Source organism: Paenibacillus aestuarii (assembly GCF_027789125.1).
Classification (GTDB): Bacteria; Bacillota; Bacilli; order Paenibacillales; family NBRC-103111; genus Paenibacillus_E; species Paenibacillus_E aestuarii.
Genome location: NZ_JAQFVF010000048.1, coordinates 64,699 through 88,506 on the forward strand (window position 1 = coordinate 64,699; position 23,808 = coordinate 88,506).

Consider the following 23,808-nt stretch of genomic DNA (forward strand, 5'->3'; position numbering starts at 1 on the left):
AGAGCGATGAAGTGTAATGACATTCAGGAGTTATTTGGAATCTATTGGGATTTGCCGAATGATGACCTGAGACGCGCCGCGGTGGATAAACACATTGCGACTTGTCTGAGCTGCGCAGAAGAATTTCGGATCTGGGAAGAGAGCACGGTGCTGATCCGCACGGCGACGATTGAAGATGAGCTGCCGGATTACGAGCCAGCTGTCTCCAATAAGGTGATGGATCGGATCTATCAGGACGAGACATGGCGGGTTCCTGTGACGGAACGCATCTACTCGATCTCTTATAACCTGAGAAGAAATTTGACAGCGGTCATCGCATTCTGTTTAGCTTTGTTCATCTTTAGCTTTCTGTTTGCTGTCGTCTACAATGGAGAGCCGCAATCGACCATTGCTTCGGCGGACAATTCTCTTTTTGACATGGAGGCCCCACAGGCCTTGAAATCGACCACGAGCGAATCCATGAACGGGCATAAAATGGTGGATGCTGTGGCCAGCTTGAATCCGAGCTTTATGGAGCCCCTGCGCTTCCATGTCGGGCCGATTCATTCCTATCCGCATTATTTGCTGGTCATTTCGATTCTTGGTTTAATCTGCACGATGCTGATTATGAATTGGCTGTCTCGCACTCACAAATAGCGCTCCGCAAGGGGCCTTTTCATTTTGTACCCATTACACATTATAGGAGGCTGAATATGACAACCATCGGTTTCATCAGGCATGGCAGCACAGAGTGGAATCTGCTCGGGAAGCTGCAAGGACAGCTGGATACGGATTTGACGGAGGAAGGCAGGGAGCAAGCGAGATTGCTGGGGCTTCGGCTTGCCGGCGAATCGTGGACAGGCATCATCAGCAGCGATTTGCGCAGAGCGCAAGAGACTGGGATGATCGTTGCCGAGCAATCCGGCATTCCCTTCCTAGGCACTGATGCGCGGCTGCGTGAGCGCCGTTACGGGCTGGCTGAGGGCACGACAGCAGCTGAGCGGGAAGAACGCTGGGGCACCGAATGGAAGCTGCTGGATATCGGGCAGGAGACCGATGACGAGCTGCTTGCGCGCTGGTCCGAATTGGAGCAAGAGCTGCTCCGTACGTACCCCAATGAGCGTCTCCTATTGATATCGCATGGCGGCTTTATCGTTCAAGTATTGAAAGGATTGCAGATGAATCCTGAAGCTTTTTTGCAAAATACGTCTTTAACGATTTTACTGCGTAAAGATCAGGGCTGGGAGCTTGAACTGTATAACTGTTTGCGGCATCTAGACTCTGAAACTTCGATTTCAGCCCAAGGGTAACGTTCTCAACACGACACAACAATTCTATCGAAACCAAAGCGCGACTCCGTCTGGAGATGCGCTTTTTTTGCTGGCCGCGGAATATTTTCGGGAAAAAATCCCATAATGGTTACTAGAAACCACGGAGCTTCAAGCTCTGTACAATGGGGGGGCGTCTTAATGGAAATGAATCTTGCAGACATGCTTTGCTACGCCGACATCCATGAATTAAGCAGAATAGCCCACACCTACGAATGTGAATGTAACGGCCATTCCAAGAACGATTTGATTCAATCTATCTTGAGCACGGCGCTGCGCAGAGAGATTTTTGAGAGACAAGTTCAAAACTTAAGTATGGAAGACATCCGCTTTCTGAATTCGCTGTTGTTCGATCAGCGCAATGCGTTCAGTCTGGAAGAGTTGCTCGCTAGAGTGGGGCAGTCGTACTTTGCCAAGCAGGACAATCAGGACTGGAATCCGCGCGAGATGATTATCAAGTTTAAGAAGCTGGGTTGGCTCTTCAACGGGTATTCGCAGCAGACGAAATCGTTATTCCACGTCCCGAAAGATTTGAAGAAGAAGTTCCACGATGTGTTGACGAGCAGGTTTAAAACTTCTCTGGTGGGGACGGAGGAACCCCGCGTATACCGCGATGAACAAATGTTGATCGTCGATGACATTCATCATTTCCTCACTTATTTGGCCATGCAGCAAAGCGTGCCGCTGGCGGCCGACGGCACCATGTATAAACGTCAATTGCAGCAAATTTTGGACCGTTTCTCCGTTCAGGAAGAAATGGTGATGAAAGGGGCATGGAGATTCGGTTACGGGCGTATGTTTAAAGAGTACCCCAATCGATTCTCGCTGATCTACGACTATTGCTACTATCAAGGGCTCATCGGCGAGGATGGACAAACTCTCTATTTGACTGACGCCGGCAACCAGCGGGTGCAGGAGGGCAGCAAAGAGAACCTGGCAGCAGTCTATCGTTTCTGGCTTCGCTTGTACAAGAATCCGATTCCGAATGTGCAATCGCTCTCACAGTGGATTGAGCGCTTGACCGGCCAATGGGTGACAGCTGCGTCTCTCGGTGAGGTACTGTGCAAGCTGATTAAGCCGTTCTACTATGACACCTCAGAATCCATCTTTGAACAGCGCATCTTGCAGATGATGATGCATCTTGGATTGCTCCGCATTGGTGAAGATGAAGTGCAGGGCAAAGTCGTGCAGGTTACGAAGCTTGGAAGTAGTCTGATTCGAGGTACATATGTGGCTGAAGAGGACAAGGTTACGTACATGCTGGACTCTTATTAGGTATTAACACATTCCGAACAGAGCGGGCGATTGCATGAAACGGAAGATAGCTGTGTGAATATGCTTTAATAGGAGCATACACAATCTTAGACACAAAAGAGTGTAATCAAGAACATATTTCTGCGAAAATGAAGGCTCCTAACAAACCGCGGACAACATTTGGAGGTAGGTCCTATGGGAAAAATGAATGTATCTAACGATGCGCTGTTGGCACTTTTCGCGGAGATGGTTTGGGATGATGCCATACGCAAACATAAGGAAGAGAACCTTTACAAAGAGATTGACCGTGCTTTAGCTAAGGGAGATCAAGCAACATTCCTGGCCCTTACATCTGAGCTCAAAACATTACTATCCCTCGGCTGACGAATGGCGGACGCCTTGCATATTGAATTCTTGAAAGACATGGGAAGCTTGCTTCTCATGTCTTTTTTGTTGAACCAATCGGATCGTGAATGCGTCAGATTAAATACCAAATGAATATGTGACAAAAGGAGTATTGCAATGAAACATACAGCTAGAGTTTTCAGCCGGCGTCACACGCTATGGGCGCTGATTGTCTTTGTCGGCCTTATTCTTGCCTCTGCCTCTATATATGCCATTTATTTGTACAATAAAATGAATGACACCATTGATCGGATCGCCGCGCCGGCAGCTTCGTCCCCGACGGGGACGAAGCCGCTCCAAACGGGCGCCGTGGCGAATCTGACACCGGTTACGAAACCGATGTTCGATAAGCCTTTGACGTTCTTATTGACCGCCGTCGACGAGCGTGCCGGCAGCGAAGGGTCGCTGAACACGGATGTGATGATGCTCTTTAGCGTGGATCCGACGACCCGCCAAGCGACCGTTGTCTCCATCCCGAGAGATTTGGAAGTGACGGCGGAGCAATCTGGGTTCTCGGATTCGCATAAGGTGAATTATTTTTATGCCTACTACTATAATCAAAGCAAGGATACGGCGTTAAGCGAAACAAAGAAATTGTTTAGCAATTTATACAACGTTCCGATCGATTACATGGCGGTCATTAACTTTGACGGTTTCCGGCAATTGATTGACTCGCTTGGCGGGATGACGATCGATGTGGACATGGATATGAAATATGAAGACGTAAGCGACGGCACGAACATTCATCTGTCCAAAGGCGTTCAGCATTTGAACGGTAAGCAGGTGCTGGATTTTATCCGTTACCGCAAATCGAATCTCGGAACGGCAGAATCATCCGATTTGGTGCGTAACGAACGGGAGCAGCAAGTACTTAATCAACTGCTGGACCAGTTGACTTCCTTAAATGGCGTATCCGCCTGGGGCAAAGTTCTCGATATTGCCGGGAACTCCGTGAAATCGGATATCCCAGCGGACGATCTGCGCACAATGACCCTGGCGTACAAGACGCTGAAGCCGCAGGAGGTGAATTACATTCATCTGGATGGTGAATGGGAAAGCCCGTACGTCGTAGTTAAGCAAGAGGATCTTGATCAAGCGTTCGCAGCCCTGCGAACGCAGTCGCCCGATTCCATTGACAGGCTGCCACAGACAAACTAAAGTATCATTTAGAGCTTGCTTACATAGCAAGCTTTTGTTTTGCAAACGATATGGGAGGACGGACCTACATATGAAATTTAGTGAAATTGAACAAGATCAATGGCCTGATCTCAAACCATACCTGGATACTTGTCTGTTGCCGCTTACAGGGCTGAAGGGCTTCGAGGACCCTGTGCAGACGACACATGCGCTAGAGCAGCTGCGGGATGCGCTGGATGTCATTGAAATTCCTTATAAGGGAAGAGTGGTGACCTATCCGGCGCTCCATTATGTAACGGGGGTGGACATGCCGGCGCAGTTGGACGCCATCTGTCTGCAATTGAAACGTTCGGGCTTTCGCTATGTGATCGTAATGACGATTCATCTGCCAGCTGCAGCGTGGACGGCGAAGGAGGCTGATTTGCTGATTTCTGTCGATATGGCGCAATGGCCGGAACAGGCAAACGACATCAAATCCCGGATTTCGCAGCAGATCCAGCAGATGTGGCAGCAAGGTGACTAAGTTTCGATTTGAGGGCAAAATGAGTGTATTATTGGAAAAAAAATTGTGCACGATAAGGAGAGCACTCGATTTCTTTGGCAAAAAAAAGATGTGACAATTTCGTTAAAATTTGTCCGAAGGGCAAGATTTCAGCGTTGGAAAACGCGTTCAGGATTCTTGACGCCCTAGAAGTCGTAGGCTATTATTAGTAATGTCCTAGTATTGTAGTGTAATGTCGAACGACACGTGATAGAGGAACTGTGCGTCCGAGGGGGTTTCGGACGCCAGGCCATGTAGGAGGGTAGACCTGAGAATGAGTGACCACAACAAGCACAATGAAGAGCAGCATGGAAAGAAACCGGGTACCAAACGCGAAATGTCCCGTCGACAATTTCTTTCCTACACCCTGGGTGGCGCTGGAGGATTCATGGCAGCGGGCATGATGATTCCGATGCTAAGGTTTGCTGTTGATCCTGTCCTTAAACCAAAGGCAGCGTCGGATTGGATCAAAGTTGTCGAAGAAAGTAAAATCACGAATGTTCCTCAATCGTTTACATTCCAAGTTCATCAAGTTGATGGCTGGTATGAAAGCGATGCAGAACTTGTAGCGTGGATTTCCAAAGACAGCAGCGGCAAGCTTTTTGCATTGAATCCAACATGTAAACACCTGGGCTGTACGGTTAACTGGAATGACAACCCGGCTTACAAAGACCAGTATTTCTGTCCATGCCATGGCGCGCACTACACACAAGACGGTAAGAACCTTGCCGTAGCGCCGAAGCCGTTGGATGAATACACGCTCAAAGTCGAGAATGGGTTCGTTTACGTTGGTCAACTGCATGCCAACACAAGAGTATAAGGAGGCGTCACCATCAGATGTTTAAAAACATGTACAACTGGATTGACGAACGTCTTGATATTACGCCGATGTGGAGAGATGTAGCAGACCACGAGGTTCCCGAGCACGTTAACCCTGCTCACCACTTTTCCGCGTTCGTTTATTGCTTCGGCGGATTGACGTTTTTCATTACAGTCATTCAGATTTTGTCAGGTATGTTCTTAACGATGTACTACACACCTGATATTATCAACGCCTATGCCAGCGTTGACTACTTACAACATAAAGTGGCTTTCGGTGTGATCGTGAGAGGTATGCACCACTGGGGAGCCAGTTTAGTTATCGTTATGATGTTCTTACATACCCTGCGCGTGTTCTTCACTGGTTCTTACAAGGCTCCTCGTGAAATGAACTGGGTTGTGGGCATGCTGATTTTCTTCGTTATGTTAGGTCTTGGTTTCACCGGATACCTGTTGCCTTGGGATAACAAAGCATACTTTGCGACTCAAGTAGGTATTAAGATTGCTGCATCGGTGCCATTTATCGGGCAATACATCGCAACGCTGATGCAAGGTGGAGAAATCGTTGGCGCGCAAACGCTAACACGCTTCTTTGCAATCCACGTGTTCTTCCTGCCGGGCGTTTTGCTTGCTTTGCTTGCCGGACACTTCTTCATGATTCGCAAACAAGGTATTTCCGGACCGCTATAATTGAGAGGAGGGGCAATGCGTGGCGCATGGTCATAAGTCAGACGAAAAAGTTGTATACGTCGGGGATTCCCGCGTAGTTAAGAAAACTCCAGAGCAAAGATTGATTCCTCGCGATTACTCCGCGTATCCGGGAAAATCCGAAGCTTTTATTCCTAACTTCTTGCTAAAAGAGTGGATGGTAGGCGTAGTCGTACTAGTCGGCATGTTAGTGCTGGTTATGTCCGATCCGGCTCCGCTGGGTTACCCGGCTGATCCGAAGAACACGCAGTTCATTCCAATGCCGGACTGGTACTTCCTGTTCATGTACCAATTGCTGAAGTATCCGTATACTTCCGGCAATTACGTCGTGTTCGGTGCGGTTATCGTGCCAGGCTTGCTGTTTGGCGGATTGCTGCTTGCTCCATTCCTGGATACAGGCAAAGAACGCAGATTTTACAGAAGACCGATTGCCGCTTCCTTGATGATCCTATCCTTAGTGGCATGTTCCTATTTGACTTACACGTCTTGGGCTCACTACCAAGTTGAGCTTAAAGATAAGAATATCGTCCCTGAGCACATTAAGCGTGAAGAAGAACTGCACGCGAATAAAGGTGCGGCTGCTGGCGGCGGTGCCAGCAAAGATACGAAAAAAGCGCCAGCTATTGTGGCTGCAGACGATCCAGGCGCTGAAATTTATAAGAAAGCAACTTGTCTTGCATGTCACCAAGCCGGTCTGAAAGGAATGCCTTCTTCCGGCGTACCAGCCTTGCTGGGTGTCGGCGACAAACATTCCAAAGATGAAATCTTGGGCATTATCAAAAACGGTAAAGGCAACATGGGCAAACAATATCAAGCTAACCTTGATAAAGGCCTGACAGATGCCGATATTGACAAACTGGCTGACTGGTTATCCAGACAGAAAGCCCAGTAAGACACAGAACCTGATCGCGCAAGCGGTCAGGTTTTTTTAAATCAGCCTTTGGAGGAGGAACTATCTTGAAGTCCACGTTTTCGCTCTCTTACTTTTGGAGCTCATCTTTTTTGCTTAACCCGAAGTTCCTCTGGCTCCTGTTGATCTGTAATTTTCTTGGCACCGTCTATGGGTACGAATGGTATTGGAATCAGATGGTCGATACGATTGCGGAGAACCCGATCTGGTATGTCATCTTTGTGCCAGACAGCCCGACCGCGAGTCTGTTTTTTACCGGAGCTGTACTGTACTTGATCCTCGATCAACGCAAACTGAACTCGGAGAGAAGCAAGCTGTATCGCGCCTTCCGCGCCTTTGTGGAAGCGTTCGCACTTATTACATCGTTTAAATATGGCATCTGGGCGGTCACGATGATTTGGGCTGGCGCCTGGCAGGGCGTGCCGGTTGGCACGGACGGCTGGATGCTGACAGCCTCGCATTTGGCTATGGCCGTTGAAGTCCTGCTGTATGCAAGGTGGTTTACATACCGGCTTCCAGCAGTCGTTCTTGTGGCCATCTGGACGCTTTCGAATGATTTCATGGATTATCAGCGCGGTGTTTTTCCAAGGCTGCCGGAAGAGCTCTGGGACAATCTGCCGACCATTGACGGGTTTACGATCGGATTAAGTATAGCGGGCATTCTTATTGCTCTTGCTTTCCACCGTTCTCGAGCCCACAAGAAAGCAACCGCGGCGAGATAACAGGTCTAATTCGGGACAAACCTCCATAAACTGTTCGTGAAGGAGGGATTGTCCCATGTTGGTTGGAACCGGCACGAAACGGTTGGCCACCGTAGTCATGATCATAGTTCTTATCGGACTTCTCGCGGGATGCGGAGCCGTGCCAAGTGAGAAGGAAACAACGGCGCAGCAAGCGGATCCGGAGCAAATGCAGAAAATGGAGTTCTTGAACCAAGTGGCCGAGGATATGTACAACAAGACGATGGAAGGTCAAGTGGTCGAGGCGAGAAGCAAATTGCAGCAGATTTCGGACCAAATCCCGAAAATTCACTTCGAAGGGGTCACCTCTGTAGAAGGGCTGAACGCGCTTACGGAGACGATCACGCAAGCGAAGCGTGTTTTTAACGCTGCTTCCTATTCAAATGAAGAAGGCAAAGTGGCAGTTGCCAAAATCCGGCTGGCCACAGATGCGCTCACTCATAAAAATCAGCCGATGTGGCTTCAATATTATAAGGTTTTGCAAAACGACATAGACGAGTTGAAAAGCACGCTTAGGCCGGACGGGCAGAAAGCGGCGATGGCCAGTTATACGAAGCTCTCGCAGCATTTGGGCGTTATCCGCCCATCGCTGCTCATCAGCAGGCAGCCTGCCGATGTCGAGAAGCTGGACTCGTTGATGACCTTCCTGCACAGCCTATTGAACCAAAACCCGCTGCCAATGAGACAGCTCGGCTCAGGAATGGACCATCTGCAGCAGACGATCGACGAGCTGTTTATGAAAAATAAAGATGCCATCGCTTTCGTGCCTGTCACCGATCCGATTCAGCCGATTATTTGGTCGATCGGCATTGGATTCATCATTGTCAGCGTGCTGAGCTTCTCGGCATGGCGGATGTACCGTTCAGGCAAGCATGTCGTTCCTGTGCGCAGACAGCAAGCGAAGACGCGAGAAAAAGAGTATTTATAAACCAAATCCCGCCAGGCCGGATGGCCGCAGCGGGATTTTTTCATTCCTTCTTGAATCCTTCACCGAGCACATCATGAACTTCACCTATAATAATGAAAGCCCGTGGGTCGATGGAAGTGATGAGCTCACGCATTCTCCGCGTTTCGTGGCGATAGACGACACAGTACAACACTTCTTTCTGATTGCCGGAGTAGGCGCCTCGGGCAGGGAAGAGCGTGACGCCGCGATCCAGCTCCTGGGTGATCGTTTGCGCTAGCTTGTCCGCATGATCGCTAATAATCGTGAATGCCTTGGCTGCATGCGCGCCTTCAGAGATATAGTCGATGATTTTGGCAGTGACGAATACAACGACCAGTGAGTATAGTACCTTCTCTTTTGGCAAATAAAGGAAGGAGGAACCGATGACGACGACGTCGATGACAAGAATGACTTGACCGACACTCCAACCTCTTTTTTTATTTCCAATTCTCGCCAAAATATCAGAGCCGCCTGTCGTGCCGCCAAAGCGGAAAACGAGACCGAGCCCAGTCCCTAATGTTAATCCCGCGTATAGCGTGACGAGGAAATAGTCCTGCGACGTCCGGAATGGCACAAGCCATTGATGGTGAATCGCAAGTTCCAACACCCAGAGGAAGAAAGACAGCGAGAGGACGCCAAAGATGGTGTAAAGCATCGCTTCTTTGCCGAAATTTCTCCATCCCAAGTAAAACAAAGGGATATTGATGATCAGCGTCGAGTAGGACGGAGGTACGTTGAGGACATATTTGAGCAGCAGCGATACACCTGTAACGCCTCCCTCCATGAGCTCATTGGATATGACAAAATAGTGCAGCCCGAAAGCATATATGGCCGTGCCGATGAAAATAGCTGCCAAATTCGTTAATCGATCCGAGATTCGTTCCTTATACATCGTTTGTTTTTCCTCCATCTGGCCTAGGGCGCTATGTATACGTATAGTATATCTTTTTTTTGCAATGAAAAAAATTTGTCAACTTTTCATGTTTAGTTTAACATGGTAATGATAACTTGTGGGTGATCATGGAAAGAAGGGTGAGCATGTCCGAACGTACACTTAAAGATATGCAGCAAGAAGTCGACCGCTATATATCTCAATTTAAAGAAGGCTATTTCAGTCCGCTGGCGATGCTGGCAAGGATGTCCGAAGAAGTCGGTGAACTGGCTAGAGAAGTGAACCATGCCTATGGGGAGAAGCCGAAAAAAAAGACGGAAGCGGACAATTCCATTGAGCTGGAGCTTGGCGATATTTTGTTCATCACGATCTGTTTTGCCAATTCGCTGGGGATTGATTTGACTGAAGCTCACGACAAAGTGATGCATAAATTCAATACCCGCGATGCAGACCGTTGGACTAAAATTAACACCGAAAACACATAACCTTCATAAACTGTACCATCTCTATAAGAAGGAGGGATGGGCAGATGAATGGAGAAAATCAAATACAGAAAGCATACGAATCTATTCTTGGTCACGATTTTGAGAAGGCCATTGAATGGTTTGAAAAAGCGATAGCAGCAGAGCCGCATAACGCTGCCTATCACTACAAACTATCCATCACTTATGCGAGAAGCAATAAGCTGCACAAAGCGATCGAGCACGCCACGAAGGCGGTCGAGCTGGAATCAGGCAGTGAGACGCATCGCTATCATCTGAAAGTGCTGCGGGCAAGAGAGCTGGCTGAACAGGCACACAAGGAGTTAAAAGGCGCCAAACAAACAGAGCGTGCGATCTTCTTACTGAAGCAGGCGCTGGTGCTGGATCCTCTATTTATAGAAGCGTATTTGACTCTAGCAGAAGTTTTTGCAAGTCGAAGGGATTATGAGAACGCCTATAAGACAGTGATGGAAGGGTTAAGGCTGGAGCCTTTTCACGAAATAGCCAAGCAGCAAGCGGCTCAGTACAAACAATTGCTGAAATAGATGAGCATGAATCATAGAAAAGGGAGAGAACGACAGACATGGATCGCAAAATTAGAGTAGCCGTCGTAGGCGCAAGCGGTAGAATGGGGCGGGAGGTCGTCAAGAAAGTGTTGGCGGAGCCAGATATGGAACTGGCTGCGGGCGTTGCCCGTACCTCCGGTCCGATTGATTTAGGGCGAATGGTAGGTATGGAGGAGTGCGGCGTTCTGATGCAGAACGATTTGGAGCTCGCACTGGTAACGTCGAAACCGGATGTGCTGGTCGATTTTACAGGTCCGCAAACCGCCTTCTCGCATACGAGTCTGGCCATTAAGCATGGTGTCCGTCCGGTGATGGGCACGACGGGTTTCACGCCCGAACACATTCAGGAGCTGGACAAGCTGTGCCAAGAGCAGGGAATCGGCGGCCTGATCGCTCCGAACTTCTCCATCGGCGCGATTCTCATGATGCGTTTTGCCGCGCAAGCATCCAAGTATTTCCCTCATCTGGAGATCATTGAATACCACGGTGACCAGAAGTTGGATGCCCCATCCGGCACCTCCATCAAAACCGCCGAGCTGATCTCGGAAGTGCGGGAAGAAATCCGCCAAGGCAATCCCCGTGAAGAGGAAACCATTGATGGCTCGCGCGGCGGGTATTACAATGGGTTTAGAATACATAGTGTGCGGCTGCCCGGAATTTTTGCCCAACAAGAGGTTATTATGGCAGAGCCAGGCCAAGCGCTGAAGATCCGGCATGATTCTTATGATCGCGCAGCCTATATGCCGGGAGTAGCCATTGCAGTACGGAAAGTGATGACGTATACAGGCATGATCTACGGCTTTGAGCATTTTATTGATTAGAGATGAGAAGCTTTCCGAGGAAAGCGCTAAGGAGAGATGACCATGCTAAAAATAGCGTTAATTGCCCATGATCGTAAAAAGGATGAGATGGTGAACTTCGTCACTGCATATGAGCACGTTTTTCACGGTCATAAATTGTATGCGACGGGAACGACAGGGCAGCGGATTATGGATAATACGAAACTGGACGTACATCGCTTCATGTCCGGCCCGCTTGGCGGGGATCAGCAGATCGGAGCGCTCGTCGCAGAGAATGAGATGGATCTTATCATCTTTCTCCGCGACCCATTGATGGCCCAGCCGCACGAGCCGGACATTATCGCTTTGCTTCGTTTGTGCGATGTGCAGGGCATTCCGTGCGCGACGAACATCGCCACGGCAGAGCTGCTGGTGCGTGCCGTAGACCGGGGCGACTTTGCCTGGAGAGAACTCGTACATAAATATAAACCGGGAATCGATGCCAATGAATGATTCGTTAGATATTCTGATCTTCGGCGCGCATGCGGATGATGCTGAGATCGGCATGGGCGCCACGATCGCCAAGCATACGGCAGCCGGACTGAAGGTGGGCATCTGCGATTTGACGTACGCCGAAATGTCCTCCAACGGCACAGTGGAGCTGCGACAAGCCGAGGCGGAGGAAGCGGCGCGCCTGCTAGGCTTGAGCCTTCGCACAAACCTCGGGCTGCCGGATCGCGGCTTGTTTATGTCGCCAGACTACATCGAGCGCATTACGATGGAGATCCGCAAATATAAGCCAAGAATCGTATTTGCACCGTACTGGCAGGACCGCCATCCGGATCATATTGCCTGCTCGCAGTTAATTCAGGAGGCGGTATTCAACGCCAAGCTGCGCAGGTATTTGCCCGAGATGGAAGCGGTGCAGGTGCAGCAGCTGTATTTTTATTTTATTAACGATGTGTACGAAGCGGACGTTATGGTCGACGTTTCCAGTTGGTATGATGCCAAAATTGCTGCGCTCAGCGCCTATCGTTCGCAGTTTGTTACGGGGCAGGACACCGTATCCACACCGCTGAATCAAGGCTATGTAGAGCGTGTGGAAGCGCGCGACCGGCTTATGGGCCAGAAACGAATGATCACTTACGCAGAAGGCTTCGTCTCCAAATTGCCGCTGCTGGTGGACCGCTTCGCTTGACCGGAAAATGAGGTGGACAATGAGCGATAAGCTGAAAATAGGGATTACCTGCTATCCGACACTGGGCGGATCCGGCGTTGTAGCGACAGAGCTGGGGAAGCTCCTGGCGGAGAAAGGGCATGAAGTGCATTTCATTACGCACAGCATGCCGTTTCGGCTGGGTAAATATCATAAAAACATTTTTTACCACGAGGTTGAGGTCAGCGAATATTACGTATTCCGTTATCCGCCTTATGACTTGTCGTTGGCCAGCAAACTGGCGCAAGTGGCGAAGATGGAAGAGCTGGACCTGCTCCACGTGCATTACGCGATTCCGCATGCGGTTTGCGCCCTGCTCGCCAAGCAGATGGTCGGCAGCAAGCTCAAGGTTGTGACAACGCTTCACGGTACGGATATCACGGTGCTGGGGCAAGACCAATCGATCTCGGATTTGATCCGGTACGCGATTAATGAAAGCGACGCCGTCACAGCGGTGTCCAAAGATCTGATCCGGGAAACGAGAGAATCGCTCGCCATCGACCGGGATATTGATTTGACCTACAATTTCGTAGATAAACGGGTTTATTATCCGCGAGATATTTCCAAACTGAGAGGAGAGTTCGCGCGGGCGGATGAAAAAATTCTCCTGCATATCTCCAACTTCAGGCCAGTGAAGCGCGTTCAGGACGTCGTGGACATTTTTGCTAAAGTATGTAAAAAAATTCCATCCAGACTGATGTTCGTCGGGGAAGGTCCGGATTTGTCCAAAATGATTGCCAAGGTAAAGGAACTGGGCCTTACAGATAAAGTGAGTTTCTGCGGCAAACAGGACGATGTCGCCCAGGTGATCTCCCTGGCGGACGTCATGCTGCTGCCTTCCGAGAAGGAGAGCTTCGGGCTCGTCGCCTTGGAGGCGATGGCCTGCGGCGTGCCGACGGTCGGCTCCAATGCCGGGGGAATTCCCGAGCTGATTACCCACGGGGAAACCGGCTATTTAGCCGATATTGGCGATACCGAGCAGATGGCTGACTATGTGCTTCGTCTGCTGACCGATGAAAATCATTATGAACAAGTTGTGCAAAATTGTTTGCAGCGCGCAAGAGGCACCTTCTGCAACGATATTACGACACAGCATTATGAAGAAATTTATTACCGCGTCTTAGGACGCGAGCTGCCGGAATCCCACCGTATCACGGCTTCGACTTGTCAGTAGAAGAATGCAGCGGGACCGTTAGGAGTGAATATGACACACATGCAAATAGCGGACGCCGGAGCCGCCTACGTACTCGCTACGCTCACTGCGGGCGGGTACGAGGCATATTACGTCGGCGGCTGCGTCAGGGACGCTGTGCTCGCGCGGCCGATCAAGGACATCGACATCGCCACGTCGGCGCTGCCCGACCAGGTGATGGCGTGTTTTAAGCGCACGGCGCCGACGGGACTAGCCCACGGAACGGTGACGGTCATCCTGGAACAGGGGACCTACGAGGTGACGACGTTCCGCAAAGAGGCGCAGTATGAGGGGTTTCGCCGCCCGGCATCCGTCGAGTACATCTCGGACTTAACGGAGGACTTGCGGCGGCGCGATTTTACAATGAACGCCATGGCGATGAACATGGCGCATGAAGTGCTCGATCCGTTCGACGGCCAGCAGGATCTGGCAAACGGTGTGCTCCGCTGCGTCGGGGCAGCGGAGGAGCGCTTCGGCGAAGATGCGCTGCGCATGCTTCGCTGTATCCGCTTCGCCTCGACTTACGGGCTCGAGGTCGAGGCGCAGACGTGGCAGGCGCTGCTGGAGCAAGCTCCGCTGCTGCGCCACATCGCCATGGAGCGCGTGCGCAGCGAGCTCGCCCGCATGGTCGAAGGCCCAGCCCCGGGACGGGCTGTGCGCCTCCTGCTCGCGAGCCGCCTCACGGCTCATCTCAAAAAGCAGCTGCCGCTGCCTTTTGAGCTATGGCTCGCGCACGACCACGCGCTGGACGCTGTCAGCGCGCTAACTGAGCAGCAGACGCGCTGGGCGCTGCTGCTGATGCTCCTGGAGACGCCGGCGGAAACCGTCCGCCTGGCGCTCCAGGAGCTGACCTTCTCCCGCGCCGATACCGAGCGGATCGCGGGCGTACTGGCGCTGCGCGAGTGGCTCGCAGCGCAGCTTGATGGCGGCGAGCATGCGCACGCCGCCGCGGCAGCTTCAGACCCGGCGCTGCTCGCGCGGGTCTGGAAAATAGGCGCTGTGCGCCGCGGCATGGCGGCGGCACACGCGCTCTTGGACGTGCTGCAGGCGCTGCCGCAGCCGTTAGAAGTGGCGCGCGGCGAGCTCGCGCGCTTCCAGCGCTATGCCGTGCCGCTGCTCGTACGGCACGGGCGGGATTGGCTGGCGGAGATGCCTTGCGCCAGCCTGAAGGAACTTGACGTCACCGGCAACGAGGTGGCGGAGGCGCTGGGCAGGAAGCCCGGCCCATGGATGGGCGAGCTGCTTCAGCAGCTGCTCGAACGTGCGGCACTGGGCGAGCTGGTGAATAGGCGGGACGATTTGCTTCAAGCCGCGCGCGACGCTTTGATGTAGCGTCATTCGCGGCTTTCTTAATGATATTGTGAATGAGTGAGCAGGTGAGTGAAGCAAGATGAACGAACGCATATTACAACTATTTGAGCAAAACCCTGATGCTTATGTATCGGGGGAAGAGATCAGCCGAAAGTTAAATGTCAGCCGCACGGCGGTGTGGAAGCATATTGAAGCGCTCCGCCAAGCCGGCTATAAATTCGAATCCGCCACGCGCAAAGGGTACCGCTTGCTGAGCAAGCCTGATGCCTGGAATGTGACCGCGTTGCTGGCTGGTCTGCGTACGAAGCGAATGGGCCAGAAGCTGCACGTTTATGGCGAAGTCGATTCCACGCAAACGATCGCACACGCGCTCGTCGCCTCAGGGGCGCCTGAGGGCACGCTGGTGCTCGCGGAGTCCCAGACATCGGGCAGAGGGCGCATGGGGCGCAAATGGCATTCTCCGGCCGGTAAAGGCATCTGGATGAGCTTGGTGCTGACCCCGCGGATTCCCGTCTATTTCATGCCGCAGCTTACGCTGCTGTGCGCCGTCGCGTTGTGCCGATCGGTACAAAAAACGGCACACGTGGACGCCGGCATCAAATGGCCGAACGATCTGCTGGTCAAGGGCAAAAAAATCAGCGGCATTTTGCTGGAAAGCAGCGGTGAAGACGAGCGGCTGAAATATGTGATAGCCGGCATCGGCATCAGCGCGAATTTGAGCGTCGACGATTATCCGGAAGAGCTGCGGAGCGTTGCCACATCATTAGCGATTGAGCGTGGTGCCGATGTGTCGCGGGAAGCGCTGGTTCAATCCTTTTTGCAAGAGTTTGAAGAGCTGTATGACTTGTACCTGGAGAAGGGCTTTGCGCCGATCCGCTTGCTCTGGGAAGCGCAGAGCGTAACGCTGCGTCGTCCGATTCGGACGCATACGCCGCAGGGGATTGTGGAAGGGATGGCCGAATCGCTGGATGACTCCGGGGCCTTGACGGTCGTGACCAAAGAAGGCGAGCGGATGAAGATTTACTCCGGCGATATCGAGCTGAAGTAGGAAGTCGAGCCGTAGGGGAATAGGGATATTCAAAATATGTAAGGTTTGGTATAATGAAAGTGTGAGGCGGTATCCGTATGGAACTGCACTTGCGGACTTAAGGTCATGATTGTATGGAATACTAAGCACGACAAGATGTTGGATTCTGCTCTGAGCCTTGAGGGGACCGAGACAGAAGGATCATAGGGATTCTTTCTGCATGCGCTCCTTTTAGCTCTTAGCTAAAAGGTTTTTTTATTTTATACGGAAAGCTGGGATACGCATGGAACAACGCAAGCCGTTAACGACAGCCAAGATGAGAAAGATGAAGCAGGACGGTGTGCCGATTACGATGGTAACGGCGTATGATTATCCGTCGGCTAAGCTGTCCGAAGAAGCGGGCGTCGATCTGATTCTCGTCGGGGACTCGCTGGGCAATGTTGTATTAGGCTACGATTCGACGCTGCCGGTGACGCTGGATGATATGGTTTATCATACGCGCGCCGCGGTCAGAGGGGCAGGGAACACGTTTATCGTGGCCGATATGCCGTTCTTGACCTACCACGGTAGCCTCGACGTGACGCTGAAAGGCGTGGCGCGCTTAATGCAAGAAGGCGGCGCGAAAGCGGTGAAGCTGGAGGGCGGCGAAGAAATCGCGGCAACGGTAGAAGCGATTACGAAGTCAGGCGTGCCGGTTGTCGGTCATATCGGCTTAACGCCGCAATCGGTGCACCAGCTCGGGGGATTCCGCGTGCAGGGCAAGAGCTCGGAGCAGGCGGAGAAGCTGATGCGCGACGCGAAAGCGATTGAGCAGGCCGGGGCTTGCGCGATCGTCATTGAGCTCGTGACCGATGAGCTGGCAGCCTGGATTACGAAGGAGCTGTCCATTCCGACGATCGGCATCGGTTCTGGCGTGAATTGCGACGGGCAAGTGCTCGTCTTCCACGATCTGCTGCAGTATGGAAGTGCCAGCGCACCCAGAAAGTTCGTAAAAACGTACGCGAATATTGGGGAAGCTATACGCAATGGCATCAGCAGCTATGTGCAGGAAGTGAAAACACGCGCTTTTCCTGCACCTGAGAATACGTTTCATATGGATAACGATGTTGTCCAATATTTATATGGGGATAAGGAGTAATGGCCGCCATGAAAGCTGTCCAAACGATAGAAGTCGTTCATACGATCAGCGATTTGCGAGCGCGGGTTTCCGCATTTCGCCGCAGCAGTGAGAAGCCGGTCGGGTTCGTGCCGACGATGGGCTTCTTGCACGAAGGTCATGCAAGCTTAATTCGCCAGGCGCGGGAGCGATGCGGACTCGTCGTGCTCAGCATTTTTGTCAATCCGCTGCAATTCGGGCCTAACGAGGATTTCGAGCGCTATCCGCGCGATGCGGAGCGCGATCTGCAGGTTGCCGAAGCCGCGGGCGCGGATATCGTCTTCATGCCGGATGTGGCGGAGATGTATCCGCGGCAGATTCGGACGACCGTCTCCGTGACGGGCGTGTCGGAGCGGCTGTGCGGGGCGTCTCGCCCGGGCCATTTTGACGGCGTGGCGACGGTGGTCAGCAAGCTGTTCCACATGGTGCAGCCGGATCAGGCGTTCTTCGGGCTGAAGGATGCGCAGCAAGTGGCCGTCATTCAGCAGATGGTGAACGATCTCAATTTCCCTGTGGAAATTGTACCATGTCCGATATTGCGTGAAGCAGATGGCTTAGCGCTTAGTTCGCGCAATGTGTATTTGAGTGATGAAGAACGCAAGCAAGCGCTCGTTCTCTCGCAATCTTTGAAGAAAGCGGAAAATTTTGTGCAAAGCAATCCGAATTTTGCCGCTCATGAGCTGACACAGCTTGTGCAAAATCATATTGTAACCGCGCCTTTAGCGCAAATCGATTATGTTGAAGTGTTGGAATATCCGACTTTGGTTCCTTTTGAAAGCAGCTATCTTAGCGATCTTACTTCCATTATCGTAGCCGTTGCCGTTAAATTCGGTAACACCAGACTTATTGATAACATTATTCTGCCAATTGGGAAGTGATTTACATGTTCCGCACAATGATGAAAGCCAAAATTCACCGCGCTACCGTAACGGAAGCGAATCTCAACTATATCGGAAGCATTACGATTGACGAAGATCTGCTGGATCAAGTCGATATGCTGCCGGGTGAGAAGGTGCAAATCGTTAATAACAATAATGGAGCCCGTCTGGAGACGTACATTATTCCAGGTCCTCGCGGCACAGGCGTCATTTGCCTCAACGGGGCTGCCGCTCGCTTGGTACAGACAGGCGATATCGTCATTATCGTTTCCTATGCCATGATGACCGATGAAGAGGCCAGAAAGCATCGCCCTACCGTTGCCATTATGGGAGCGGACAACAAGGTGGCACAGCTGCTCCGAGAAGAGGAACACTCCACGGTGCTGTAACTTTTTGTACGTCGGATTTTCGTTTCTTTTCATGCATGAAATCGGCGCTACTGACAAAGAATGAGGGTAAGCTTTCGAGGCAAAGGTGGGATGGCAAATGTTTAAGCATTTATTTTCCACAATGAACGAGGTTTTGGAAGAAATCCAAAGGGAATACCCGAGCAGCGCCGGAGAGAAAAAAGCGGAGCTGGACGAACAACTGCAGGTGCTCAAGTCGATGAGCGACGAGTTTATTGAAGCTTGGCTGCAGTTTGAGGAGAAGCTGGGAAAGTTCTATGGGGCCGTACCGATCGGTACCCAGACCCTTCATAATGAGCTGATGGAGCTGGATGTCGCCGGCAAGCAGACAGCGGAGTTTGTGAAGGGTCAGGGGTACTACAAACTATATATGTACGATCAGGCTATCCAGGAGTTCGAGGCGCTGATTGAGCGGCAACCCGATTTCTTGCTGGCACGTATTTATTTGGCCATGGGTTATTTACGAAAAGGGGAATTTGGCGAAGCATACCGTCACTTTCAATTTTTGCTGCCACTAACCAATAATACGAAAATGAAAGCAATCTCTTACAATGCGATGGGCTGTATCCAAGTGCAAAATCAAAACATGGAGAAGGCGTTCGAATATTTTCAAAAAGCCTATCATACCGATCCATCCTGCATGGAGCCGTTGATCAATCTGGATGAGTCATAAGCGGGTGGATGAACAAGGTATTCCCTTTTCCTGATCAGATTTGGTATGCTAGGAGAAGTGCAGGACGAAGGGATTGAAGATCAGGTCATGAAATTTGCAGTTTTGGATTTTGAAACGACAGGAAGCGGGCAAGCCGATGAGATCATTCAAGTCGGGCTTGTAATTATAGATCAATTTCAAATTGTCGACAGGTATACTTCCCTGGTAAATCCAGGTATGGGTATACCTTCTTCTATTACAACGTTAACGGGCATTACCGATGAAATGGTCAAAGATGCGCCTGCACTGGATCAGGTCATGTCGGACATGTTTCCTTTATTGTTCGACTGTGTGCTGGTAGGTCATCATGTACCGTTTGATCTTTCTTTTCTACAAAGAGGGTTGACGAAAACAGGCTATCCGCCATTCTCCGGACGTGTGCTGGATACGATGGATATGCTGCGCATGTTATTCCCATCTATCTCCAGTTTGCAGCTGAGCATGGTAGCCAGTCTGTTTGGCATAGACCATGAGCGGCCGCATCAAGCGGACAGCGATGCCGAAGTGACTGCTCTCATCTGGATCATATGCATGGAGCGGCTGCTTGGTTTGCCACTGCTCACGGTGCAGCGATTGAGTCACATTTTCGAAAGCTCAGCGGGCGATTTAGGCTGGTTTTTAGACGAAATCCGGATGTTCAAAGAATCGGAGACCGGTGTTGATGCCGATGCGCACCGCTATTTCCGCCAATTTACGATCAATGTGAACGATTGGGGCGAAGATGAGGAAGTTCGCGACGAAGAGGCGAGTCTACAGCTTGGCGCTACATTTGAGGATTTCCAGGAAGGACTGAAAGCGCAGCTGCGGCAAAAATTCGTCGACTTCGAGGAGCGAGAATCGCAGGATATGATGATTCGCGAGGTGGAGCAGTCGCTCCGCACGGATCAGCATTTGATGATTGAGGCGGGCACCGGCACCGGCAAGTCGCTGGGGTACTTGATACCCGCGTTATACTACGGAATCAGACATGAAAAGAAAATCGTCGTTTCCACGCATACGATTAACTTGCAGGAGCAGCTGCGCGAACGGGATATTCCTTTGCTTAAGGAAATATTTCCTGTCGATTTCAAAGCAGCTGTGTTGAAAGGTAGAAGCCATTATTTATGCCTGCGCAAGTTTGAGACGAAGCTGACCACACGCGATTATGAGAATGGCAAAGATGATCCGGTAACGGCGGCGCAAATGGTCGTATGGCTGGGCGAGACGGAGCACGGCGATGAGGAAGAGCTGCATTTTGGCAATAAAGGCGCGCAGTTCTGGTATTCGGTGGCGAGCGACACCGACTCGTGTCTCAACCGGATGTGTCCATGGTTCAAAAAATGCTTCTACCACCGAGCCCGTAATGACGCCAATACGGCGGATTTAATTATTACGAATCATTCCATGCTGTTCACGGACATGAAGGCGGAGAACCGCTTGCTGCCGGCCTACAAACAGCTGGTTATCGACGAGGCGCATCATTTTGAAGAGGTGGCGAGCAAGCATCTAGGGATCGAACTGCACGCGGCCGCGCTGTATAACACGCTGCAGTGGCTGTTCAAGGATCAGCGCAGCGGCCAGCTGCCGATGCTGCGGTTTCGTTTGAACAAGAATGACGATCATCCCGAGCGCGTTGAAGCGTGGAGTGCGGTGATCGACGGTACGTTCCCGAAGCTGCTTCAGATCAAAGAGGACTGGGATCGGCTAAGCGAAGGGCTCTATGAGCTGTTGTCTTCACGCAGCGACCCTTCGCAATCGGAAAATTCGCAGTACGTGCTGCGGGTGAAACCAGATGAGCTGCCTAGCCACTGGAATGAGCTGCTGATGATGGAAGATAACATTTATTTGAACATGAGCAGTGTGCTTCGCGGACTAGATAAGCTTTTGAATGAAATCAAGGATATGCAGGACGTGTTTGAAGTCCAAGGTCTTGTCACCGATTTGAACGGGACCGTGAAGGAACTGTACGAACACCGGGATGCGCTTCATTTTTTCATGAAGATGGCTGATGATGGGTATGTTTATTGGATGGAGGCAGGCACTTACGCCAAAGCGAGATCGCTTCAGCTGATCAGTGTGCCGACAGATGTCAGCCCGCTGCTGCAGCAGCATTTTTTTGAGGTAAAAGATAGTATTGTTTTGACTTCGGCGACGTTGTCCGTAAATAAATCGTTCCAATACTCGGCGGAGCAGCTTGGGCTTCACATTCCCGCCGATGAGGAGTCCGGTAAGCTCAAGACCGTTCAGCTGCCTTCGCCGTTTAATTACCGCGAGCAAGCGCTGGTCGTCATTCCCAGAGATTTTCCAACGATCAAAGGCGCTGCCGGCGATCCGGTGTTCATTCAGGCATTGGTTCAGTCGCTTAGCGAGGTGGCGGTGGTGACGCAAGGGCGGATGCTGATTCTTTGCACATCCAACCGTATGCTCAAGCAGGTTCATGCCGGGCTGAAGGAATTGTTGAAGCCGCAAGGCATTACGGTGCTTGGCCAGGGCGTTGACAGCAGCAATCGCAGCAAGCTTACCCGTATGTTCCAGGATAATAATAAGTGCGTGCTGCTTGGAACGAGCTCCTTCTGGGAAGGCGTGGATATTCCAGGCGATGCGCTGAGCTGCCTGGCGATTATCCGCTTGCCGTTTCAGCCGCCGAACCATCCGCTGGTCGAGGCCAAGTGCGAAAATATTAAGAAGCGCAATGAAAATCCTTTTATGAAGTTTTCGGTACCGCAGGCTGTAATCCGCTTTAAGCAAGGATTTGGCCGGCTCGTTCGGAGATCGTCGGATAAGGGGATCGTAATTATTTACGATACGCGTGTCATTGATACCTATTATGGCAAGCACTTCTTATATTCGCTGCCTGGTCCGAAAATCGAACATATGACAACGGAGCAGATGCTGCCGCGAATCCACGAGTGGATGGGAGTGTTGCAGCCATGAAAACGCAGAAAATATCCGAAGCGGTCGTCCGCCGTCTGCCGATCTACCTGCGGTTTTTGAACGATTTGGCGATGAAAAATATAATGACCGTTTCTTCGCAGGATTTGGGCCAGAAGCTGGATCTGAACCCTGCGCAGATTCGTAAAGATCTCGCTTATTTTGGCGAGTTCGGGAAGAAGGGTATCGGCTATGACGTTGCCTATCTGATCGAAAAGATCAGGCAAATTTTGAAGCTGGACCGGCATATTTCTGTGGCGCTTGTTGGAGCGGGTAATCTGGGGCGGGCACTATGCAATTATAATACGTACTTGCGAAATGATATGAAGATTGTCGCCGTGTTTGATGCCATGCCGAGCAAAGCGGGGGAGACGATCAATAACTTGACCGTTCAGCCGATGCAGGAGATGAAGGCTACGTTATCGCAGCTGGGCGTTCGCATCGGGATTATTACAGTGCCGGCGATGGAAGCCCAGAATGTGGCGAACCAATTCGTGTCCTGCGGGATCGAGGCGATTCTGAACTTTGCGCCGGTCGTGATCAAGGTGCCGCCGGAGGTTCGCGTGCATCATGCGGATTTTACGACGGAGCTGCAGAGCTTGGCGTATTATTTGGATTAGTCAAAAGCTATATCTTAGCCGTGAATTCGGCTGGGGTATAGCTTTTTTGGTTGGTGCTGGCTTAGTATGCTCGAATAGCCGCTGTAGTCCGAAAAAGCCCACTTGCAGCAGGACTCGGGGCGGGTGAGTGTGCTGTAGTCCGATTTTGCCGAACTACAGCATGGAGATTGGGTGCCAGCGTGCGGAAAACCTGCTCCAATTGGGAAAAATCGGACTAGAGCGTGGGAAAGTGCTGAGGAGGTTGCTCCAATTGGGCAAAACCGGACTGCAGCGTGGGAAAGCGCAGAGGAGGCTGCTCCAATTGGGCAAAACCGGACTAGAGCGTGGAAAGTGCAGCGGAGGTTGCTCCAATTGGACAAAACCGGACTAGAGCGTGGGAAAGCGCAGAGGAGGTTGCTCCAATTGGACAAAACCTTACTAGAGCGTGGGAAAGCGCAGAGGAGGTTGCTCCAATTGGACAAAACCGGACTAGAGCGTGGAAGAGCGGCGAAGGCTGCTCCAATTGGACAAAACTGGACTGAACCGGACTAGAGCGTGGAAAGTGCGGCGAAGGCTGCTCAGGTGGGCGAAACTGGACTAACAGTCGTGCTCGGAGCTTTTGGAGTAGCTAATGCAACCCGTCCTCCTATTCTCACACCATACATAGCCGCTGTAGTCCGAAAAAGCCCACTTGCAGCAGGGCTCGGGGCGGATGAGTGTGCTGTAGTCCGATTTTGCCGAACTACAGCATGGAGATTGGGTGCCAGCGTGCGGAAACCCTGCTCCAATTGGGCAAAACCGGACTGCAGCGTGGGAAAACGCTGAGGAGGCTGCTCCAATTGGGCAAAACCGGACTAACAGTCGTGCTCGGAGCTTTTGGAGTAGCTAATGCAACCCGTCCTCCTATTCTCACA

Annotated in this window: 28 protein-coding genes; 27 read left to right on the forward strand and 1 reads right to left on the reverse strand. The window is 51.4% G+C overall.

Annotated features, from left to right (window positions below):
- The first annotated feature begins 6 nt into the window (after positions 1-6).
- The 11 genes from O9139_RS20350 to O9139_RS20400 all read left to right on the forward strand — a co-directional run bounded on the left by O9139_RS20350 (position 7) and on the right by O9139_RS20400 (position 8,749).
- A complete protein-coding gene (locus O9139_RS20350; RefSeq protein ID WP_270881302.1) occupies positions 7-636 on the forward strand; it encodes an anti-sigma factor family protein in 630 nt (209 codons plus the stop codon).
- Between the two features lie 56 nt (positions 637-692).
- A complete protein-coding gene (locus O9139_RS20355; RefSeq protein WP_270881303.1) occupies positions 693-1,289 on the forward strand; it encodes a histidine phosphatase family protein in 597 nt (198 codons plus the stop codon).
- Positions 1,290-1,454: 165 nt separating this feature from the next.
- Positions 1,455-2,582, forward strand: a complete 1,128-nt coding sequence (locus O9139_RS20360) for a hypothetical protein (RefSeq protein WP_270881329.1) — start codon at positions 1,455-1,457, stop codon at positions 2,580-2,582.
- A 174-nt stretch (positions 2,583-2,756) separates the two neighbouring features.
- Positions 2,757-2,945 carry an IDEAL domain-containing protein gene (locus O9139_RS20365; protein WP_270881304.1) on the forward strand — a complete coding sequence of 63 codons (189 nt, stop codon included), beginning with the start codon at positions 2,757-2,759 and terminating at the stop codon, positions 2,943-2,945.
- Between the two features lie 138 nt (positions 2,946-3,083).
- Positions 3,084-4,124, forward strand: a complete 1,041-nt coding sequence (locus O9139_RS20370) for an LCP family protein (protein ID WP_270881305.1) — start codon at positions 3,084-3,086, stop codon at positions 4,122-4,124.
- Between the two features lie 70 nt (positions 4,125-4,194).
- The gene (locus O9139_RS20375; RefSeq protein WP_270881306.1) at positions 4,195-4,626 is read left to right on the forward strand and encodes a DUF2487 family protein; all 432 of its coding nucleotides are present in this window, start codon (positions 4,195-4,197) and stop codon (positions 4,624-4,626) included.
- Positions 4,627-4,918: 292 nt separating this feature from the next.
- Complete coding sequence (locus O9139_RS20380) at positions 4,919-5,464, forward strand: QcrA and Rieske domain-containing protein (RefSeq protein ID WP_270881307.1); 546 nt, start codon at positions 4,919-4,921, stop codon at positions 5,462-5,464.
- 17 nt (positions 5,465-5,481) lie between these two features.
- On the forward strand, positions 5,482-6,153 hold the full coding sequence (gene qcrB / locus O9139_RS20385; RefSeq protein WP_270881308.1) for a menaquinol-cytochrome c reductase cytochrome b subunit: 672 nt from the start codon (positions 5,482-5,484) through the stop codon (positions 6,151-6,153).
- A 19-nt stretch (positions 6,154-6,172) separates the two neighbouring features.
- A complete protein-coding gene (locus O9139_RS20390; RefSeq protein WP_270881309.1) occupies positions 6,173-7,063 on the forward strand; it encodes a menaquinol-cytochrome c reductase cytochrome b/c subunit in 891 nt (296 codons plus the stop codon).
- Between the two features lie 65 nt (positions 7,064-7,128).
- Positions 7,129-7,803: a DUF1405 domain-containing protein gene (locus O9139_RS20395; protein ID WP_270881310.1), complete on the forward strand. Its 675-nt coding sequence runs from the start codon at positions 7,129-7,131 to the stop codon at positions 7,801-7,803.
- Between the two features lie 55 nt (positions 7,804-7,858).
- Positions 7,859-8,749 carry a sporulation protein YpjB gene (locus O9139_RS20400; protein ID WP_270881311.1) on the forward strand — a complete coding sequence of 297 codons (891 nt, stop codon included), beginning with the start codon at positions 7,859-7,861 and terminating at the stop codon, positions 8,747-8,749.
- A gap of 40 nt (positions 8,750-8,789) precedes the next feature.
- Here O9139_RS20400 and O9139_RS20405 read toward each other — a convergent pair whose 3' ends face one another.
- Entirely contained in the window at positions 8,790-9,659 is an 870-nt protein-coding gene (locus O9139_RS20405; protein WP_270881312.1) for a YitT family protein, read from the reverse strand.
- A gap of 146 nt (positions 9,660-9,805) precedes the next feature.
- Here O9139_RS20405 and O9139_RS20410 point away from each other — a divergent pair, with 146 nt between their 5' ends.
- The 16 genes from O9139_RS20410 to O9139_RS20485 form a co-directional block, all read left to right on the forward strand.
- Positions 9,806-10,144, forward strand: coding sequence for a nucleotide pyrophosphohydrolase (locus O9139_RS20410; protein WP_270881313.1), 339 nt, complete (start codon positions 9,806-9,808; stop codon positions 10,142-10,144).
- A 44-nt stretch (positions 10,145-10,188) separates the two neighbouring features.
- Positions 10,189-10,686, forward strand: a complete 498-nt coding sequence (locus O9139_RS20415) for a tetratricopeptide repeat protein (protein WP_270881314.1) — start codon at positions 10,189-10,191, stop codon at positions 10,684-10,686.
- A gap of 38 nt (positions 10,687-10,724) precedes the next feature.
- Complete coding sequence (gene dapB / locus O9139_RS20420; RefSeq protein WP_270881315.1) at positions 10,725-11,528, forward strand: 4-hydroxy-tetrahydrodipicolinate reductase; 804 nt, start codon at positions 10,725-10,727, stop codon at positions 11,526-11,528.
- Positions 11,529-11,570: 42 nt separating this feature from the next.
- On the forward strand, positions 11,571-11,999 hold the full coding sequence (locus O9139_RS20425) for a methylglyoxal synthase (RefSeq protein WP_270881316.1): 429 nt from the start codon (positions 11,571-11,573) through the stop codon (positions 11,997-11,999).
- Positions 11,992-12,684, forward strand: a complete 693-nt coding sequence (gene bshB1, locus O9139_RS20430) for a bacillithiol biosynthesis deacetylase BshB1 (RefSeq protein ID WP_270881317.1) — start codon at positions 11,992-11,994, stop codon at positions 12,682-12,684. Before O9139_RS20425 ends, bshB1 begins: the two co-directional genes overlap by 8 nt.
- Before the next feature lie 19 nt (positions 12,685-12,703).
- Positions 12,704-13,876, forward strand: coding sequence for an N-acetyl-alpha-D-glucosaminyl L-malate synthase BshA (bshA, locus tag O9139_RS20435; protein WP_270881318.1), 1,173 nt, complete (start codon positions 12,704-12,706; stop codon positions 13,874-13,876).
- Positions 13,877-13,906: 30 nt separating this feature from the next.
- Complete coding sequence (locus O9139_RS20440) at positions 13,907-15,226, forward strand: CCA tRNA nucleotidyltransferase (RefSeq protein WP_270881319.1); 1,320 nt, start codon at positions 13,907-13,909, stop codon at positions 15,224-15,226.
- 58 nt (positions 15,227-15,284) lie between these two features.
- A complete protein-coding gene (locus tag O9139_RS20445; protein ID WP_270881320.1) occupies positions 15,285-16,253 on the forward strand; it encodes a biotin--[acetyl-CoA-carboxylase] ligase in 969 nt (322 codons plus the stop codon).
- 262 nt (positions 16,254-16,515) lie between these two features.
- Positions 16,516-17,370, forward strand: coding sequence for a 3-methyl-2-oxobutanoate hydroxymethyltransferase (gene panB / locus O9139_RS20450; protein WP_270881321.1), 855 nt, complete (start codon positions 16,516-16,518; stop codon positions 17,368-17,370).
- Between the two features lie 8 nt (positions 17,371-17,378).
- Complete coding sequence (gene panC, locus O9139_RS20455; RefSeq protein WP_270881322.1) at positions 17,379-18,266, forward strand: pantoate--beta-alanine ligase; 888 nt, start codon at positions 17,379-17,381, stop codon at positions 18,264-18,266.
- A 5-nt stretch (positions 18,267-18,271) separates the two neighbouring features.
- On the forward strand, positions 18,272-18,655 hold the full coding sequence (gene panD, locus O9139_RS20460) for an aspartate 1-decarboxylase (RefSeq protein WP_270881323.1): 384 nt from the start codon (positions 18,272-18,274) through the stop codon (positions 18,653-18,655).
- Between the two features lie 97 nt (positions 18,656-18,752).
- Positions 18,753-19,346: a tetratricopeptide repeat protein gene (locus tag O9139_RS20465; RefSeq protein ID WP_270881324.1), complete on the forward strand. Its 594-nt coding sequence runs from the start codon at positions 18,753-18,755 to the stop codon at positions 19,344-19,346.
- A gap of 87 nt (positions 19,347-19,433) precedes the next feature.
- A complete protein-coding gene (gene dinG, locus O9139_RS20470; protein ID WP_270881325.1) occupies positions 19,434-22,298 on the forward strand; it encodes an ATP-dependent DNA helicase DinG in 2,865 nt (954 codons plus the stop codon).
- Entirely contained in the window at positions 22,295-22,915 is a 621-nt protein-coding gene (locus O9139_RS20475) for a redox-sensing transcriptional repressor Rex (RefSeq protein WP_270881326.1), read from the forward strand. The genes dinG and O9139_RS20475 overlap by 4 nt, the downstream gene beginning before the upstream one ends.
- Positions 22,916-23,317: 402 nt before the next feature.
- On the forward strand, positions 23,318-23,446 hold the full coding sequence (locus O9139_RS20480) for a hypothetical protein (RefSeq protein ID WP_270881327.1): 129 nt from the start codon (positions 23,318-23,320) through the stop codon (positions 23,444-23,446).
- Positions 23,447-23,610: 164 nt separating this feature from the next.
- The coding region (locus O9139_RS20485; RefSeq protein WP_270881328.1) for a hypothetical protein at positions 23,611-23,808 on the forward strand (198 nt) is incomplete at its 3' end.